Source organism: Pseudomonas sp. PSE14, assembly GCF_029203285.1.
Taxonomy (GTDB): Bacteria; Pseudomonadota; Gammaproteobacteria; order Pseudomonadales; family Pseudomonadaceae; genus Pseudomonas.
Genome location: NZ_CP115669.1, coordinates 1531728 through 1549156, shown reverse-complemented (window position 1 = coordinate 1549156; position 17429 = coordinate 1531728). Strand labels below are relative to the sequence as shown.

General features: G+C 64.2%; 14 protein-coding genes. 5 read left to right on the top strand and 9 right to left on the bottom strand.

The genetic code is table 11. From position 1 onward, the window contains the following. Positions 1–79 precede the first annotated feature (79 nt). Positions 80–1396: an OprO/OprP family phosphate-selective porin gene (locus tag O6P39_RS07230; RefSeq protein WP_275610709.1), complete on the bottom strand. Its 1317-nt coding sequence runs from the start codon at positions 1394–1396 to the stop codon at positions 80–82. A 298-nt stretch (positions 1397–1694) separates the two neighbouring features. On the opposite strand from O6P39_RS07230, the gene O6P39_RS07225 reads away from it, so the two are divergent. Continuing rightward, the gene (locus O6P39_RS07225) at positions 1695–2609 is read left to right on the top strand and encodes a VTT domain-containing protein (protein ID WP_275610708.1); all 915 of its coding nucleotides are present in this window, start codon (positions 1695–1697) and stop codon (positions 2607–2609) included. A 195-nt stretch (positions 2610–2804) separates the two neighbouring features. Here the strand turns inward: O6P39_RS07225 and O6P39_RS07220 are convergent, their stop codons facing one another. From O6P39_RS07220 to O6P39_RS07210, 3 genes are read right to left on the bottom strand one after another with little or no spacing between them, the layout of a single operon-like run. Further along, a complete protein-coding gene (locus tag O6P39_RS07220) occupies positions 2805–3044 on the bottom strand; it encodes a zf-HC2 domain-containing protein (protein WP_275610707.1) in 240 nt (79 codons plus the stop codon). Further along, complete coding sequence (locus O6P39_RS07215; protein WP_275610706.1) at positions 3038–3646, bottom strand: RNA polymerase sigma factor; 609 nt, start codon at positions 3644–3646, stop codon at positions 3038–3040. Before O6P39_RS07215 ends, O6P39_RS07220 begins: the two co-directional genes overlap by 7 nt. A 2-nt stretch (positions 3647–3648) precedes the next feature. Further along, complete coding sequence (locus O6P39_RS07210; protein WP_275610705.1) at positions 3649–4770, bottom strand: beta-ketoacyl-ACP synthase III; 1122 nt, start codon at positions 4768–4770, stop codon at positions 3649–3651. Positions 4771–5177: 407 nt separating this feature from the next. Here O6P39_RS07210 and O6P39_RS07205 point away from each other — a divergent pair, with 407 nt between their 5' ends. Beyond that, complete coding sequence (locus O6P39_RS07205; protein WP_275610704.1) at positions 5178–5690, top strand: ankyrin repeat domain-containing protein; 513 nt, start codon at positions 5178–5180, stop codon at positions 5688–5690. Positions 5691–5695: 5 nt separating this feature from the next. On the opposite strand, the gene O6P39_RS07200 is transcribed toward O6P39_RS07205, so the two are convergent. Further along, positions 5696–6760, bottom strand: coding sequence for a GGDEF domain-containing protein (locus O6P39_RS07200; protein ID WP_275610703.1), 1065 nt, complete (start codon positions 6758–6760; stop codon positions 5696–5698). A gap of 195 nt (positions 6761–6955) precedes the next feature. Between O6P39_RS07200 and O6P39_RS07195 the strand changes: the two genes are divergently transcribed. Continuing rightward, positions 6956–7375 carry a 3-isopropylmalate dehydratase gene (locus tag O6P39_RS07195; RefSeq protein WP_275610702.1) on the top strand — a complete coding sequence of 140 codons (420 nt, stop codon included), beginning with the start codon at positions 6956–6958 and terminating at the stop codon, positions 7373–7375. 19 nt (positions 7376–7394) lie between these two features. Here the strand turns inward: O6P39_RS07195 and O6P39_RS07190 are convergent, their stop codons facing one another. Further along, positions 7395–7832 carry an HIT family protein gene (locus tag O6P39_RS07190; protein ID WP_275610701.1) on the bottom strand — a complete coding sequence of 146 codons (438 nt, stop codon included), beginning with the start codon at positions 7830–7832 and terminating at the stop codon, positions 7395–7397. Between the two features lie 139 nt (positions 7833–7971). Here O6P39_RS07190 and O6P39_RS07185 point away from each other — a divergent pair, with 139 nt between their 5' ends. Continuing rightward, positions 7972–8676 (top strand): glutathione binding-like protein, encoded by a 705-nt coding sequence (locus O6P39_RS07185; RefSeq protein ID WP_275610700.1) that lies wholly within the window; start codon positions 7972–7974, stop codon positions 8674–8676. Between the two features lie 105 nt (positions 8677–8781). Here the strand turns inward: O6P39_RS07185 and hrpA are convergent, their stop codons facing one another. Then, on the bottom strand, positions 8782–12801 hold the full coding sequence (gene hrpA / locus O6P39_RS07180; RefSeq protein WP_275610699.1) for an ATP-dependent RNA helicase HrpA: 4020 nt from the start codon (positions 12799–12801) through the stop codon (positions 8782–8784). Between the two features lie 195 nt (positions 12802–12996). Further along, positions 12997–14682 (bottom strand): long-chain-fatty-acid--CoA ligase FadD1, encoded by a 1686-nt coding sequence (gene fadD1, locus O6P39_RS07175; RefSeq protein ID WP_275610698.1) that lies wholly within the window; start codon positions 14680–14682, stop codon positions 12997–12999. 535 nt (positions 14683–15217) lie between these two features. On the opposite strand from fadD1, the gene O6P39_RS07170 reads away from it, so the two are divergent. Beyond that, complete coding sequence (locus tag O6P39_RS07170) at positions 15218–15466, top strand: YdcH family protein (protein WP_275610697.1); 249 nt, start codon at positions 15218–15220, stop codon at positions 15464–15466. Positions 15467–15541: 75 nt separating this feature from the next. Here the strand turns inward: O6P39_RS07170 and fadD2 are convergent, their stop codons facing one another. Continuing rightward, positions 15542–17230 carry a long-chain-fatty-acid--CoA ligase FadD2 gene (gene fadD2 / locus O6P39_RS07165; RefSeq protein WP_275610696.1) on the bottom strand — a complete coding sequence of 563 codons (1689 nt, stop codon included), beginning with the start codon at positions 17228–17230 and terminating at the stop codon, positions 15542–15544. Positions 17231–17429 lie beyond the last annotated feature (199 nt).

The following is a 17429-nucleotide window of genomic DNA, read 5'->3' as shown; positions in this document are numbered from 1 at the left end:
CTCGTTCCTACAGAAGAGATAAAAAAACCCCCGCCGAGGCGGGGGTTCACACAAAGGAGTCAACGGTACTGCGTATTGCTTAGAACACGTACTGCAGACGGGTCACGACGCCGTTGCCGTCATCGTCGCCGTTGGCATTCCGAATGCCGTCGGTGGTGACGTGAACGTAGTCGAGGGAGACCTTCACGGCTTCATTGGCGTACCAGTTCACACCTATGGTGTTGGTGCTGGCCTTGGTGTCGCCCACGTCGCGGGTAGCGGTGGCTACGGTCACGTTCGGGTCATCCACCTTGATGTGGTCATAGCGGTAGAAGACTTCCCAGGCACCGAGCTGCTTGTCAGCCGGCTTGATGGTGTCGAACTTGGCGCCATCGAGCTTGTACACGCGGGACTCGCCGGTGATGGTGTAAGCCAGTTGGCCGTAGTAACCGTCAGCCTTGATGTCCTGGTAGGCATCGGCGTCGGCTTTGAGCTTGCGCTTGAGGTATTCGGCCTGAGCGGAGAACGGGCCGATGGCGTAAGCGAATTCAGCACCCCAGGTGGAGTCGTCCTTGTAGGAACCGGCCGGGCTCAGGGTGGCGCCGCCGAAGGTAGCGCGGTTGCCGTTGTCACCAGCGTCGTTACCACCGTTGGTAGCCACACCACGCATGCCCAGGCGCGGACGGATGCGGGAGTCAAAGGCGGTGTCGTTCAGGTCACGGTAGGCGTAGTCCACGCCCAGGTGCAGGACGTTGCCGTCGGTGTTCATCGGAGCGAACACACCACGGAAGTTGAACTGCTTGACGCTGTCGCCGTCGGTGTCGTCGGCGTCCTTGGCGAATACGCCAGCATCCAGGTAAGCCATGTTGGCGACTACGCCGCCGACCTGGGCACCCATGCCGTCCTGGTGGGTGTTGATCCAGTCAGCCAGTTCGTAGGCCGAAGTACGCTCGGTCGCGGTAACCCACTTGGAGCTGGTGGCTTTTTCCAGGCCGAAGTCCGGGTCGAAACGGCCGAACTTCAGAGTGACCGGAGCGAAGCCGATGTAGCTGAAGGAAGCTTCGTCGAAGTAACCGTTGTCCGCGTTACCCGAGTTGTGGGACATGTCGTAGTTGATCTGGTATTTCCAGTCACGGTACATGGTACCGCCCAGTTCCAGGTAGGCACGACGGAAGTACGCGGCGTCAGCATTGTTGCCATTCTTGGTGTAGAAACCATCGAAACGGCTGTAATCCGCTTGCAGACGGCCACCCAGCTTGAAGCTGAACTCTTTGTCGGTGGTACCGACCTCAAGGCCGCCCTTGGTCTTGATAACGATATCGGCGCCATCGGTGGTGACTGTGCCTGCGAAAGCCTGGGCGGAAACGGCCAGTGCCAGGGCAGTGGCGGCGTAACCGGCGAAGTGCTTACGGATCATCGAAGATTCCCCTTAATGGTATTTAGCGTTGAACACGCCGAGTGCCTGGCTGCTGCGCGGCCCCCAAGGTCACGCACAGGCCATCTGGCGGCCCCCGTTTGTGTTGCTGGGAATCTTGGCGAGGGGTTATTTCAGATCAGTTGCTCGTAGATAAAACTTTTATTACAAAGGAACTTTTGATTTCTTTGAGTAATAAAGCTCCTAAGCCATGTCCGACTAGGGCCAGGGCGCTTTCCGATCGCTACTTTGGCGGTATGCTTTCACCTCCCCCTGAAAGACCTTGCCCTCAGGCGTTCCCATGCACGAACTGCAACCCCTGATCCAACAGCACGGTCTTTCCCTGCTGTTCCTCAACGTCCTGCTGGAGCAGCTCGGCCTGCCAATTCCCGCCTACCCGGCGCTGATCGTCGCCGGCGCCCTCGCCCTGCAAGGCAGCGGCGTGCCGCTGGGTGAAGCCTTGGCAGTGGCGGTCGTTGCCTGCCTGATCGCCGATTGCATCTGGTACTTCGCCGGCCGGCGCTATGGCGGCTTCATGCTGCGCAGCGTGTGCAAGGTCTCGCTGTCGCCGGACAGCTGCATCCGCCAAAGCCAGAGTCTGTACCTGCGCATCGGCCCGCGCGCGCTGCTGATCTCGCGCTTCCTGCCGGGCGCCAGCGCGCTGACCACCACCATGGCCGGCATGACCGGAACCCGCCTGCATCGCTTCCTGGGCTACGACTGCGCGGGAGCCGCACTCTGGGCCGGTTCGGCCCTGATGATCGGCAGCATCTTCAGCGACGCGGTGGACTACGTGCTCGGCTGGCTCAGCCAGTACGCCAGCCTCGGTGCCGCACTGCTGCTGGGCGCCTTCGCCCTGTTCATCGCCTGGAAGCTCTGGCAGCGCTACAGCCTGCTGCGGCGCACCTCGCGAATTCCACGTATCAGCGTCAACGAACTGCGCGCCCGAATCGACGCCGAGCAGCCGCCGCTGATCCTCGACGTGCGTGCGCAGTTCGATGGCGAAGCGATCCCCGGCTCCATTCCCTTCGGGCTCGACGCGCCACTGGACGAGCTGCGTGACAGCCTCGGCGATCGCGATGTGGTGATCTATTGCGCCTGCCCCCACGAACTCTCCGCCGCCATGCTCGCCGAGCGGCTGCAGGCGTCCGGCCATTCGCGCGCGTGGGCGCTGTCGGGTGGGCTGGATGCGTGGCATGCGCAGGGGCCGGGCTAGGCGCAGGATTTTCCTGTCGGAGCGGATTAGGCCACGAACTGTGTGCCCGCCAGGGGGGGATTCGCGGATAAGATCCGCTCCTACGAGAGTTGCCGCGGCAGACCCGAACCTGTAGGAGCGAGCTTGCTCGCGAACCGAAGCTTCCAGCGACTCCGCCGTCACACGGCGGCGCGTTACGAAACGCCGTTGGCGGATTCAGCGCCGCGAATGATCCCGTCGCAGCTCGGCAAGGTGCGCGGCAAGCAGATCGGCGTCCGCGCCAGTTTTTTCCGGCAGCGCACGCAGGGTCGCCTGCGCCAGCCGCATCTGCCGCAGGTAACGCCGGCAGTTGCGGCACAGCAACAGGTGCCGCCGCAACGCCAGCTTCTCGCGAAAGCTCAATTGTTCGTCCAGCAGGTCGCTGGAGCGCGCCACCAGTTCCTTGCAGGTCAGCATTCCCCGGTCTCCTCGAAGTGCTCCAGCGTGGCGAACACCTTCAGCCGCGCACGATGCAGCAGCACCCTGACATTGGAGAGCGAAACCTCCAGAAGATTACAAATCTCGTCCAGCTCCAGCCCTTGTCGCTCACGCAGCAGCAGGACGCTGCGCTGCAGCTCGGACAGGCTGGCAAGGGTCTTTTCCAGACATTCGCGCAATTCCTCCTCGGCCAGCAGGGCCTCCGGGGAGTCCTCGTGCCAGGCCAGCGGCGCCGGGCTCCAGTGGCCATCGGCGGCGAAACGGGCGTCGTCGATGCTGCCGTGGGGTGCGGGCAGGTCGTCCAGGGAGACCTCCCGGCGAACCTTGCGCAGGCGGGATTTGGCGGTATTGGCGGTGATGGTCAGCAGCCAGGTCTTGAGGCTGGAGCGCCCCTGGAAGCCGTCGAGGTTGCGCACGGCGGCGAGCCAGGCGTCCTGCACCACTTCATCGGCCTGGGCGCTGCCGACGATGGCGATGGCCACGGCGCGCATCGCGCCCTGGTAGGTGGCTACCAGGGTGCGGAAAGCCTGCTGGTCACCGGCCAGCAGGCGCGACAACAGCTCGCTGTCGTCGATGGGCACGATCAGCGCTTGCGCAGGATCACGCTGCCGATGGAGTAACCGGCGCCGAAGGAGCTCAGCACGCCGATGGAGCCGGCGGGCAGGTCGTCCTGGTGCTTGTGCAGGGCGATCACCGAACCTGCCGAGCTGGTGTTGGCGTAGGTGTCGAGGATCACCGGCGCCTCGTGGGCCTCGGCGTCGCGGCCGAGCAGCTTGCGGGTGATCAGCAGGTTCATGTTCAGGTTGGCCTGGTGCAGCCAGAAGCGCTTCACGTCGCTGACCGGGATGTCGTTCTGCGCCAGGTGCTCGCTGATCAGCTCAGCCACCATCGGGCAGACGTCCTTGAACACCTTGCGGCCTTCCTGCACGAACAGCTTGTCGCGCTGGCCGATGCCCTCTTCCGCGGCGCGGTTGAGGAAGCCGAAGTTGTTGCGGATGTTGTTGGAGAACTGGGTCAGCAGCTTGGTGCTCACCACGTCGAACTGGTACTTGGAAGTGGCCTGGTCGGCGCGCTCGACGATCACCGCGGTGGCGGCATCACCGAAGATGAAGTGGCTGTCGCGGTCACGGAAGTTCAGGTGACCGGTGCAGATTTCCGGGTTGACCATCAGGATGGCGCGGGCCTGGCCGAGCTGCACGCTGTTCACCGCGGCCTGCAGGCCGAAGGTGGCCGAGGAGCAGGCGACGTTCATGTCGAAGCCGAAGCCCTGGATGCCGAGGGCGGCCTGCACTTCGATGGCCACCGCGGGATAGGCGCGCTGCAGGTTGGAGCAGGCGACGATCACCCCGTCGATGTCCGCGGCGGTACGGCCGGCGCGCTGCAGGGCTTCCTTCGCCGCATGCACGGCCATTTCGCAGAGGATGCCCCAGTCTTCGTTGGAGCGCTCCGGAATGCGCGGGGTCATGCGCTGCGGGTCGAGGATGCCTTCCTTGTTCACCACGAAGCGGCTCTTGATGCCGGAGGCTTTCTCGATGAACGCGGAGCTGGATTCGGCCAGCGGCTCCATCTCGCCTTTGGCGATGGCCTCGGCGTGCTGCTCGTTGTGACTGCGGACGTAGCTATTGAAGGATTCCACCAGTTCATCGTTGGAAATGCTGAACGGCGGGGTGTACAGGCCAGTTCCGCTGATCACGACTTTATGCACGGTCAATCCTCTTCAAATATCAGGCCGCCAGACCAGGCGGCAAGGTTAGGCATCAAGGTGCCCGCACGGCGGCCGGCACTGGAAATTCTGGGGCTCCGCGACATGGCACGGAGACAGGGGGATGTAACGGGGCAGTTTGCCATCCCCCTCCGCAGGCGGCATCTTTCGCCGCCCGGCGGTCCGCAGTGGCACCTTAGTACAACTCCGGGGCACTGATTATGCTGCAATTTTCGGCAAAAAGTCGCCGGCAAAGCGTGGCGATTGCGCCACTTTCCGTAATAAAGCCTCGTACTGCCTGGCATGGCCCGATCGATTGAATTTCTGCAAGGGCACCATAGCCATGGATGGCGCGCCGGAATCGGCAGCGGCCCGTATGCTTCTCGCCATTGCCCAGGGAGACCGACAGGATGAGTGACACGCCCCGCCCGGAAATGGACGAACAAACACTGGAATTCGCCAATCAGGTGATCGATCTGGCCCGCCAGGGCGACACCGAGCGCCTCGCCGCGCTGTTGCGCCAGGGCCTGCCGGCCAATCTGCGCAACCACAAGGGCGACAGCCTGCTGATGCTGGCCAGCTACTACGGCCACCTCGACACGGTGCACGTGTTGCTGGAGCACGGCGCCGATCCGGACCTGCGCAACAACGCTGGGCAAACGCCCCTGGCCGGCGCAGCCTTCAAGGGCGACCTGCCGATGGTCCGTCTGCTGCTGACACACGGCGCCAACGTCGAGGGCACTTCGCCCGATGGCAAGACTGCGCTGATGATGGCGGCGATGTTCAATCACCCGGAGATCGTCCGCTGCCTGCTGGAACACGGAGCCAACCCTGCCGCCCGGGATGCCAGCGGCCTGACGCCCCTGGCCGCCGCGCGGATGATGAACGCCGCCGATACCCTCGCCGTGCTTGAAGCGGCCTGAGCCACTCAGGCCGGGTCGCTGTGAACCAGCCGGTTGCGTCCTTCCGCCTTGCCGCGATACAGGCGGCGGTCGGTACAGCGGTAGAGCTCGTCGGCATCCAGGCCGTCGGTGGGCCACTCGGCCAGGCCAAAGGTGGCGGACAGTGGAATACGCTGCCCACCGTACTCCAGCGGTCGCCGGGCCACTTCCTGGCAGAGCGCCTCTACCAGCGGCTGGGCATCGAAGCGGTCGGTGAACGGCAGCAGGATGCCGAACTCCTCCCCGCCCAGACGGCCGATCAGGTCGGTGGCGCGTAGCCGATGGCGAAGGGACCTGCACAGGTGCTGCAGGGCCTTGTCACCCGCCTCATGCCCCCACTGGTCGTTGATCAGCTTGAAGTGGTCGACATCCAGCACCACCAGCACCAGCCGCGTGTCGTAGCGGGCCGATTCCTGGATGCAGCGCTGCAAGGCGCGCTGGAAGCTCTCGCGACTGGCTACCCCGGTCAGCGTGTCGGTGAGTGCAAGACGGCGCAGCTGCTTGTAGGCATCGGCGCGGCGCCCTTCGTAGAGATGCATGAAGGCCAGTACCAGCACGCCGCAGAAGATGCCGTTGCCGATATCGATCAGCCCTGGCGCATCCAGCCGCAGGTGGTTCATGTAGAGGTACATCAGGGTCGCCAGCAGCATGAACGGCACGCTCAGCAGGAAACCGCGCCACTGCCCCAGCAACAGATAGGCCATGACCGGCATCAGGTAGACCCAGACGAACGCCGAGGCCGAGGCCTTGGGCATGACGATGATATAGAGGATGAAACAGAAGGTCGGAATCAGGTAGGCGAAGATCCATGGCACCAGGTGGCGCACCCGCTTGAGCCGGTGCGAGGCCCACAACAGCAGGCCACAGGCCGCCGCCTCGGCGATGGCCAGCCAATAGTTGCCGGCCAGGCTCTGGAGGATGCAGAACACCCCCAGGGTCACTCCGGTGCAGACGAAGATCAGCCGCATCAGCAGGCGATGATCAGCCTCTTCCAGCCCCGATGGCCCGGTGCTGGGCTCGTAGAGTTGCTCGGGATCGCTGTTGTGGTACATCAGCCTGGCTCCTTGGCTCGGCCGTCAGCGGGTCGACCGTCCCCGTCATCCGGCCTGTCTCCCGTCTCAGAAGACTACTCCAATTTCCCACAGTCCGTAGGGCTATCTGACTGATTCATTCGCTGCGCTGGCCGATTCACGGCAGGATCGGCCGGTCTGGGCTAGCCTTCGCTGCATCATCCGTGGAGGAAATCTATGCGTTCGATCCTTGCTGTCCTGTCGTTGCTGGTGCTGTCCGGTTGCGCCTCATACCAGAGCGATGAAGTCCACCCCGTTCCCACCGATCGCCTGCTGGCCTATCAGCAACCGGGCAAGGACAGCGTCAAGGTCGACGTGACCCGCGACGTGGGCTATATCGGTGGCGGCTGCTACGTCGCCGTCACCATCGACCACGAAGTGGCGGCGCGCATTGGCAAGGGCGAATCGGCCAGCTTCCACGTGCCGGTCGGCAAGCACGTCGTCGGCATCATCGGCGACAAGGACGGCGACGGCCTGTGCAGCAAGGCGATGCTGCGCCGCGAACTGCTGGTGTCGCTGGAGCCGGGCGGCAACAACGCCTTCCGCATCAACAGCGACAACCGCACAGGTTTCGACATCAAGCCGGCGGTCCAGTAACCGCCGGCCCGGGTGCGCCTCAGCCGTTCAGACGAGCGACGAGGCGTGCCTGCAACTTCTCCAGTTCCTCCGCCTCGGCCTTGTTCGCCGCGTGAATCCCCAGGCCTTTGCCGGCATAGCGCGGGACGATGTGCATGTGGATATGGAACACCGTCTGCCCTGCCGGCGCACCGTTGAACTGGGCGACCTGCACGCCATCGGGGTTGAGCTCCGCCACCAGCACGCCGGTCAGGCGCTGCACCACGCGCATCACCTTGCCCAGCGCCTCGGGATCGACCTCGAGGATATTGCGTGCCGGGGAATTCTTCGGAATCACCAGGGTGTGGCCGTAGGACTGCGGGAACAGGTCGAGGAAGGCGAGCACGTCGTCGTCCTCGTACAGCTTGTAGCAGGGGGCGTCGCCGCGAATGATCTGGGCGAATATATTCTGCGGATCGTAGTTGCCGTGCAGGCTCATGATGGGTTCCTTTTCCCTTGACTGGGTGTGGGTCCGGTGACTATCGGACCGCACCATACCGGTTTGTCGCGCGCGGGTCATGACCGACGACGCGCAGCGGTCTATCCTGAGGCCTTTCGCTCAACAGATCGGAGTTTGCATGTCGGATCTTTCCGCGTTCCCCATCACCCGCAAATGGCCCGCCGAACACCCTGACCGCCTGCAGCTGTACTCGCTGCCCACGCCCAATGGCGTGAAGGTCTCGATCATGCTCGAAGAGCTCGGCCTGCCCTACGAGCCGCACCTGGTCAGCTTCGAGCGCAACGATCAGATGTCCCCGGAATTCCTCTCGCTCAACCCGAACAACAAGATCCCCGCGATCATCGATCCCAACGGTTCGGACGGCAAACCGCTGGCGTTGTTCGAGTCCGGCGCGATCCTGGTCTACCTCGCCGACAAGACCGACTCGCTGATCGTCCCCGGCGCTACCGGCCGCTACGAGACCCTGCAATGGGTGATGTTCCAGATGGGCGGGATCGGCCCGATGTTCGGCCAACTGGGCTTCTTCAACAAATTCGCCGGCAAGGACTACGAGGACAAGCGCCCGCTGCAGCGTTACGTCGATGAAGCCAAGCGTCTGCTGGCCGTGCTCGACCAGCGCCTGGACGGCCGCGACTGGATCATGGGCGAGCGCTACACCATTGCCGACATCGCCACCTTCCCGTGGATTCGCAACCTGATCGGCTTCTATGAGGCGGGCGAGTTGGTGGAGTTCGAGAAGTTCACCAACGTGAAGCGCGTGCTGGAACGCTTCCTGGCGCGGCCGGCGGTGCAGCGTGGGCTGAATATCCCGAAGCGGGATTGAGGATTCACACCCTGTAGGAGCGAGCTTGCTCGCGAACGGATTCCCCGGCAGCCCAGGGGCTGGACGGGTTCGCGAGCAAGCTCGATCCTACGAAGAGCTTGAGCATCAGGCTTCGACCTGGCTCCACTGCTTCGACAGGCGCTTGTCCGACACCGGCAGCTTGGTCCCCAGTTGCTGGGCGAACAGCGAAACGCGGTACTCCTCCAGCATCCAGCGGTACAGCGCCAGCTCCGGGTCACGCTTGCCCTCCTGGGCGTGCTTGGCCAGGCGCGCCGAATACTGTTCCCAGTAGCCGGCCATCTCGCTGCTCCATACGCGGTCGCGCTGGACCTGGCCGGCAACCTTGTCCAGACGCTGCTCGACCGCCTTCAGGTAGCGCGGGTACTCCTTCAGCCACTCCAGCGGCGTGTCGCGCACGAAGCCGGGGTAGACCAGCTTGGCCAGTTGCCCCTTCACGTCGTTGAGCGGCACGGTCATGGCGAGGTCGACCTTGCCCTTGAAGCGCTTCTGCAGGCCGTGCCAGAGCTTGAGGATTTCCAGGGTCAGGCGGGCAATGCGTTCAGCGTGCTCGGTCCAGGCGCCGCGCTTCTTCTCGGCCAGCGAAGCAAGCCCGGCGCCGTCGCGCGGCAGGTTGCTTTCGCCGTCCAGAATGGCGCTGTCCAGGCTGGCCAGGAGGATGTCTTCCACCAGCGCCTCGACCCGGCCCAGCTCGCGGTAAAGCAGCCCCATCTCGGTCTGCCCCGGCAGCTTGCTGCGCAAGAACTTGGCCGGCTCGGCGAGCTGTTGCAGCAGCAGGCGTTGCAGGGCGCGGCGGTGCTGGTAGTCGGCTTCGGCCTGGGTCGGGAAGCGGTTTTCCTTCACCACGCCAGCTTCTTCCACCAGCGCCGGGTAGACCGTCATCGACAGCCCGGCGACCTTCTGCTGGACCTTCTCCGCCACTTCCGTGAAGCCCTTGGCTTCCACCGGTTTCTGTGGCTTGTCCGCCTGCGGGATGGCCAACGCGGCCTGGCTGGCCTCGGCGAAGCGCGCGGTAAGTTCGGCCAGGTCGCGGCCTTCGCCGAGGAACTTGCCGCGGGCGTCGACCACTTCGATGTTCATGCGCAGGTGGCTTTCCACCTGGGTCTCGGCTTCCGCCCAGGCTTCTTCCGTGACGCGGCTGCCGGTCATGCGCTGCAGCTCGCGACCGAGGGATTCGGACAGCTTGCCTTCGGCGAAGACCATCTTGCCCAGCGCCGCCTTGACGAAGTCCGGCACCGGCACGAAGTTCTTGCGGATCGCCTTGGGCAGGCTGCGCACCAGCTCCACGCACTTGGCTTCCAGCAGGCCGGGCACCAGCCACTCCAGGCGTTCGGCGGGCAGCTGCGGCAACAGGGGGGCCGGCACTCGCACGGTCACGCCATCGCGCACGTGGCCCGGCTCGAAGTGATAGGTCAGAGGCAATTGCAGCTCGCCCAAGCGCAGGCGGTCCGGGTAGAGGCCGGCGGTGACTTCGCTGGCGTCACGGGCGAGGACGTCTTCCTCGCGCATGATCAGCAGGTTCGGCTGCTGCTTGTGCTCGCGCTCGTACCACTTCTCGAAGCTGGCGGACTGGTAGATGTCCGCCGGCAAGCGCGCGTCGTAGTAGGCGAACAGGGTTTCCTCGTCAGCGAGGATGTCGCGCCGGCGGGCCTTGGCTTCCAGCTCATCGAGCTTTTCCAGCAGTTGGCGGTTGGCCGACAGGCACTTGGCGCGGCTGTTGATCTCGCCACGCACCAGCGCCTCGCGGATGAACATCTCGCGGGATACCGGGGAATCGATCGGACCGTAGTGCACGGCGCGGCGGCCGATGATGATCAGTCCGTAGAGGGTGACCTGCTCGTAGGCCACCACCTGGCCACGGCGTTTTTCCCAGTGCGGCTCCAGGTAGTTCTTCTTCACCAGGTGCCCGGCCAGCGGCTCCAGCCAGTCCGGCTCGATCTTCGCGACCATGCGCGCAAACAGCTTGGTGGTCTCCACCAGTTCGGCGGCCATGATCCACTGCGGCTTCTTACGACCGATCACGCTGGAGGGGTGAATCCAGAAACGCCGCTGGCGCGCGCCGAGATAGTCACCCTCCTCTGCTTTCTGCCCGATCTGGCTAAGCAGGCCGGAGAGGATCGCCTTGTGCACGGCGGCGTAGTCGATGTCGCGGGCCTTCGGCTCATCCGCCTTGGCGACCGGCTGGCGGCCACGGTTGTCGTGCTGTCTGGGCTGCTCGCGGGCAGGCTCGTTCTTGCGCAGGGCACCCTCCGACTTGGCGCCGAAGGGCAGCTGCAATTCCTTGCAGATCAGCGTCAGCTGGCGGTGCGCGTCGCGCCACTCGCGCAGGCGCAGGTAATTCAGGAAGTTCTTCCGGCACCAGTTGCGCAGGGCGTTGGAGCCCAGCGCCTGGCGCTGTTCCTCGAAGCCGCGCCAGAGGTTGATCAGCGCGGCGAAGTCCGAATCCGGGTCCTTCCACTGGGAGTGGGCCTGGTCGGCGGCCTGCTGGCGCTCGATCGGGCGCTCGCGTGGGTCCTGCACCGACAGCGCGCTGGCCACGGTGAGCACTTCCGGCAGGCTGCCCTGCTGCGCTGCTTCCAGCAGCATGCGGCCCAAGCGCGGGTCGATGGGCAGGCGCGCCAGCTGGCGGCCCAGCGGTGTGAGCTGGCCCTCGCGGTTCACCGCCGAGAGTTCCTGCAGGAGGGTGAAGCCGTCGTTGATCGCCTTGCCATCCGGCGGCTCGATGAAGGGGAAGGCCTCGATGTCGCCCAGGCGCAGATGCAGCATCTGCAGGATCACCGCAGCCAGGTTGGTGCGCAGGATTTCCGGATCGGTGAAAGCCGGGCGGCCGTTGAAATCTTCTTCGCTGTACAGGCGCACGCAGATACCCGGCTCGACCCGCCCGCAACGGCCCTTGCGCTGGTTGGCGCTGGCCTGCGAGATGGCTTCGATGGGCAGGCGCTGGACCTTGGCGCGGTAGCTGTAGCGGCTGATGCGCGCGGTGCCGCTGTCGATCACGTAGCGGATGCCCGGCACAGTCAGCGAGGTCTCGGCGACGTTGGTGGCCAGCACGATCTTGCGCCCCGGCATGGGCGCGAAGATCTTCTGCTGCTCGGCCGGCGTCAGGCGCGCATACAGCGGCAGGACTTCGGTGTGGCGCAGGTTGGCCTTACGCAGCATATCGGCGGCGTCGCGAATCTCGCGCTCGCCGGGGAGGAATACCAGCACGTCACCGGGGCGCTTGCCGACTTCGCGCTCATGGGCAGCGATTTCGTCCAGCGCGCGGAGGATGCCCTGGTCCACGGAAAGGTCGTCGAACAGCGCTTCGCCGTCCTCGTCCACTTCCGCCGCCAGCGGGCGGTACCAGGTTTCCACCGGGTAGGTGCGGCCGGAGACTTCGACGATGGGCGCATCGCCAAAATGCTTGGAGAAGCGCTCCAGGTCGATGGTCGCCGAGGTGATGATCAGCTTGAGGTCCGGGCGGCGCGGCAGCAGCGTCTTGAGGAAGCCGAGCAGGAAGTCGATGTTCAGGCTGCGTTCGTGAGCTTCGTCGACGATGATCGTGTCGTAGCGCTCGAGGTAACGGTCGTGCTGGGTCTCGGCCAACAGGATGCCGTCGGTCATCAGCTTGATCAGCGTGCTTTCGTCGCTCTGGTCCTCGAAGCGCACCTGATAGCCGACCAGCGCCCCCAGCGGTGTGCCGATTTCCTCGGCGACGCGGGTTGCCACGCTGCGCGCGGCCAGGCGGCGCGGCTGGGTGTGGCCGATCAGGCCGTGGGTGCCGCGGCCGAGCTCCAGGCAGATCTTCGGCAGCTGGGTGGTCTTGCCCGAGCCGGTCTCGCCGGCGATCACCACCACCTGGCTCTTCTCCAGTGCGGCCTTGATCTCGTCGCGCTTGGCGGCAATCGGCAGGCTGTCGTCGTAACGGATCGACGGGATGCTCGCACGACGCGCCTCGACCTTGGCGCAGGAGGCCGCAAAGCGCTCGGCCCATTGCGCCAGCTTGGCGTCGTCGGGGTGCTTGCGCAATTCGTGGAGCTGCCGGCGCAGGCGATGGCGGTCGCGGATCAGCGCGTGATCCATGCGCTGCAGGAGCTGTTCGGGGGTCGGCGTGCTATCAGTGGTCATCGGCTTCGCGGGCATCTGGACGGGAGCGGCGCGAGCAGATGCGGAGCCGGTCCCTGGAATGGGCTGTCATGGCGACAATCCGCGAATTGTCGCAAAAGACCAGCACGGACCGCCACGTAGATTACCTGGAGGCCCCCAGCCCAATGCGCACAGGCATAAAAAACCCGCCTTGCGGCGGGTTCTTTGTCTAGCGGCTCAGGCCTTGGCCTTCTTGAGCTCCTGGTCGCGCAACTCGCGGCGCAGGATCTTGCCGACGTTGGTGGTCGGCAGGCTGTCGCGGAACTCCACGGACTTGGGACGCTTGTAGCCGGTGAGGTTGTCGTGCATGTGCTGCATGACCTGCTCCTTGGTCAGGGTGACGCCCGGCTTGGAGACCACGAAGACCTTGATCGACTCGCCGGACTTCTCGTCCGGGATGCCGATGGCGGCGCACTGCAGCACGCCCGGCAGGGTGGCGAGCACGTCTTCCAGCTCGTTGGGGTACACGTTGAAGCCCGACACCAGGATCATGTCCTTCTTGCGGTCGACGATGCGCATGTAGCCGTCGTCCTGGATGATCGCAATATCGCCGGTACGCAGCCAGCCGTCCTTGTCGAGGATCTCGTCGGTGGCTTCCGGGCGCTGCCAGTAGCCCTTCATCACCTGCGGGCCCTTCACGCACAGCTCGCCACGCTCGCCCAGCGGCAGGTCCTGGCCGTCATCGCTGATGACCTTGCACAGGGTGGACGGAACCGGGATGCCGATGGTGCCGATCTGGATGTTCTGGAAGGGGTTCACCGACACCACCGGGCTGGTCTCGGTCATGCCGTAGCCTTCGCAGATGGCGCAGCCGGTGACGTCCTTCCAGCGCTCGGCGCTGGCCTGTTGCAGGGCCATGCCGCCGGACAGGGTCAGCTTCAGCGCGGAGAAGTCCAGCTTGCGGAAACCGTCGTTGTTGCACAGGCCGACGAACAGGGTGTTCAGGCCGACGAAGCCGGTGAACTTCCACTGCGACAGCTCCTTGACCATGCTCGACAGGTCGCGCGGGTTGGTCACCAGGATGTTGTGGTTGCCGGTGAGCATCATCGCCATGCAATGGAAGGTGAAGGCGTAGATGTGGTACAGCGGCAGCGGCGCGATGAGGATCTCGCAGCCTTCGTTGAGGTTGGCGCCCATCAGTGCCTTGCACTGCAGCATGTTGGCCACCAGGTTGCGGTGCGTCAGCATCGCGCCCTTGGCCACGCCGGTGGTGCCGCCGGTGTACTGCAGCACGGCCACGTCGTCGCTCTTGGGCGAGACTTCCGCCACCGCCTTGCCACGGCCCTTGGCCAGGACGTCGGTGAGCTTCTGCGCCTGCGGCAGGTTGTAGGCCGGCACCATCTTCTTGATGTGCTTGACCGCGAAGTTGACGATGAAGCGCTTGAGCGGCGGCAGCATGTCACCCACTTCGGTGACAATGACGTTGCGGATGCCGGTCTTGGGCAGCACTTCCTCGGCCAGGTGGGCCATGTTCGCCAGGCACACCAGCGCCTTGGCGCCGGAGTCGTTGAACTGGTGCTCCATTTCCCGCGCGGTGTACAGCGGGTTGGTGTTGACCACGATGAGGCCGGCGCGCATGGCGCCGAAGACCACGACCGGGTACTGGAGCACGTTGGGCAGTTGCACGGCGATGCGATCGCCGGGCTTCAAATCGGTGTGTTGTTGCAGATAGGCCGCGAAGTCCCCGGAGAGCTTGTACATCTCGCCGTAGGTCAGGGTCTTGCCCAGGTTGCTGAAGGCAGGCTTGCTTGCAAAGCGTTGGCAGGACTCTTTGAGTACCGCGAGGATGTTCGGGTACTGGTCAGCGTTGATCTCGGCAGCGATCCCCACTGGGTATTTGTCCTTCCAGAAATTGTCGGTCATGGAAGCCCACTCCTAAGCAACAGCTCATCTTTACCGCAGTGCGGTTCGTTGTTGTGTTTATGTCGCTTTCCCTGGCGGCAGGGAGCGAAAAGCGGGCCGAGATTAGCAGCTTTGAGAAACAGCGACCAGCACCAAACACAGCCTTGCCAGTCAGAAAAATGACCGAAAGCAGCCATTTCGGTCACCCACCCTCCACTCGTCGGAAAAGCCCGTCCCAGAAGGGCTGAAGCCTTGTTGGATTGTCCGACAAGCCGGGTTTCAGGGAGATGAAACCGGAAAAAAGGACGGGGACTGGTGATCAGACCAGTCCCCGTTGGCAGGGTGAACCACCGGTGTCGGATCAGGCGATTTGGCACAGCTCCTGGCGCAGGATCTTGCCCAGCGGGAAAGCGCAAAGACACTCGTCGCAGCTTCCGGATCGGTAAAAGCTTCATCCGCCAGGCACCGGTGAAATCACCTTCCGGGAATGATCTACCTCAACACCGGCCAGGTCCGTATCCCGCAAAGTGCTTTTGCACTCTCCTGGAGAACCCTCATGTTTCCCGAATTCCGTGAAAAGATTACCCGCCTCAAGGCCGAGGACCCGCATTTCGCAAAGCTCTTCCATAGCCACAACGATCTCGACCAGCAGATCAAGAACATGGAAGCCGGTATCACCCCTGCCTCGCACGACACCATCGAGACGCTGAAGAAGCAGAAGCTGCAGCTCAAGGACGACCTGTACGAGATCCTGCGCAAGAAGGATGGCTGCTGCCAATGCGGCAGTGGCAGCTGTGGCGGTTGACCCACTCGGCCGGCAACCAGCAACAAAAAAAGGGGGCTGATCCCGGATCAGCCCCCTTTTTCGTCCACGCTCACCTCAGGCGGTTTCGCGCAGCTCCCGGCGCAGGATCTTGCCCACCGGCGTCATCGGCAGGGCGTCCTTGATGACGATGTGCTTGGGCACCTTGTAGCCGGTGAAATTCTCCTTGCAGTAGGCCTTGAGCTCTTCCACCGTCACTCCGCCCTCGCGCGGCACGACGAACAGCTTCACCGCCTCGCCGGATTTCTCGTCCGGCACCCCCACGGCCGCACAGTTGGCGACTTTCGGGTGAGCCATGACCACGTCCTCGATCTCGTTGGGGTAGACGTTGAAACCGGAGACAATGATCAGGTCCTTCTTGCGGTCGACGATGCGCACGAAGCCGTCCGGGTCGATCACCGCGATGTCGCCGGTACGCAGCCAGCCTTCGGCGTCCAGCACCTCGGCGGTGGCCTCCGGGCGCTGCCAGTAGCCCTTCATCACCTGCGGGCCCTTCACGCACAGTTCGCCGCGCTCGCCCAGGCCGAGGTCGCGGCCATCGTCATCGATCACCTTCAGCGCAGTACCCACCACCGGGATACCAACGGTCCCCAGGCGCGCCTTGTCGCCATACGGGTTGGTGGTCACGACCGGGGATGTTTCGGTGAGGCCGTAACCCTCCACCACCGAGCAACCGGTCATGGCCTTCCAGCGCTCGGCGGTAGCGGTGACCAGCGCGGTGCCCCCGGAGTTGGTGACCTTGAGGTTGGAGAAGTCCAGTTCCTTGAACTCCGGGCGGTCCATCAGGGCGACGAACAGCGTGTTCAGGCCCAGCAGTGCGGAGAAGCGCCACTGCTTCAGTTCCTTGATGAAGCCAGGGATGTCGCGCGGGTTGGTGATCAGCACGTTGTGGTTGCCGTTGACCATCATGCACATGCAATTCGCGGTGAAGGCATAGATGTGGTACAGCGGCAGCGGCGCGATCATCACCTCGTTGCCCACCTGCATCAGCGGCTTGCCGTCCGGGCCGTGCTGCTGCAGGCAGGCGTGCACCTGCTGCATGTTGGCCACCAGGTTGCCGTGGGTGAGCATGGCGCCCTTGGCTACGCCGGTGGTGCCACCGGTGTACTGCAGCACCGCGATGTCTTCCAGGCCGACCTTGACCGGCTGCAGGCCATGGCCGCGGCCCTGGCGCAGGGCGTCCTTGAAGGAGACGGCCTGGGGCAGGTTGTACTCCGGCACCATCTTCTTCACGTGCTTGACCACGGTGTTGACCACGAAGCCCTTGAGCGCAGGCAGCATATCCCCCATGCGCGCCTCGATCAGGTATTCGATGCCGGTGTCGGGCAGCACTTCCTGCACCAGCTTGCCGAACAGGTTCACGTAGACCAGCGCGCGGGCGCCGGAGTCCTTGAACTGATGGCGCATCTCGCGGGCGGTGTACAGCGGGTTGGTGTTGACCACCACCAGGCCCGCGCGCAAGGCGCCGAACACGGCGATCGGGTATTGCAGGATATTGGGCATCTGCACGGCGATACGGTCGCCGGGCTTGAGGTCGGTATTCTTCTGCAGGTACGCACCGAAGGCGGCGGACAGGCGGTCCAGCTCGGCGTAGGTCAGGGTCACACCCAGATTGCTGAACGCCGGACGGTCGGCGAACTTCTTGCAGGAGCGCTCGAACACTTCCACCACGGACTTGTAGGCCGTCAGATCGATGTCACTGGGCACGCCAGCCGGGCGTTTGTCGTTCCAGAAATCAGGTTGCATGTTTTTCTTATCCTCGTACCTGAGCGAAACCAAACCGCCAATGCGGTCATTTGACGGAAGCTAGCAGTTCCCCCGGTCAGCGCAAAGACTCCAGCAAGCGTCATTGACTGCGTGAATCTTGCCCCACCGCCCCCTTGCCAGGCGCAATGGCGCCCAACGCCTGACGTCGCGGGAAGCCTAGGCCAGCCGACGCAATCCA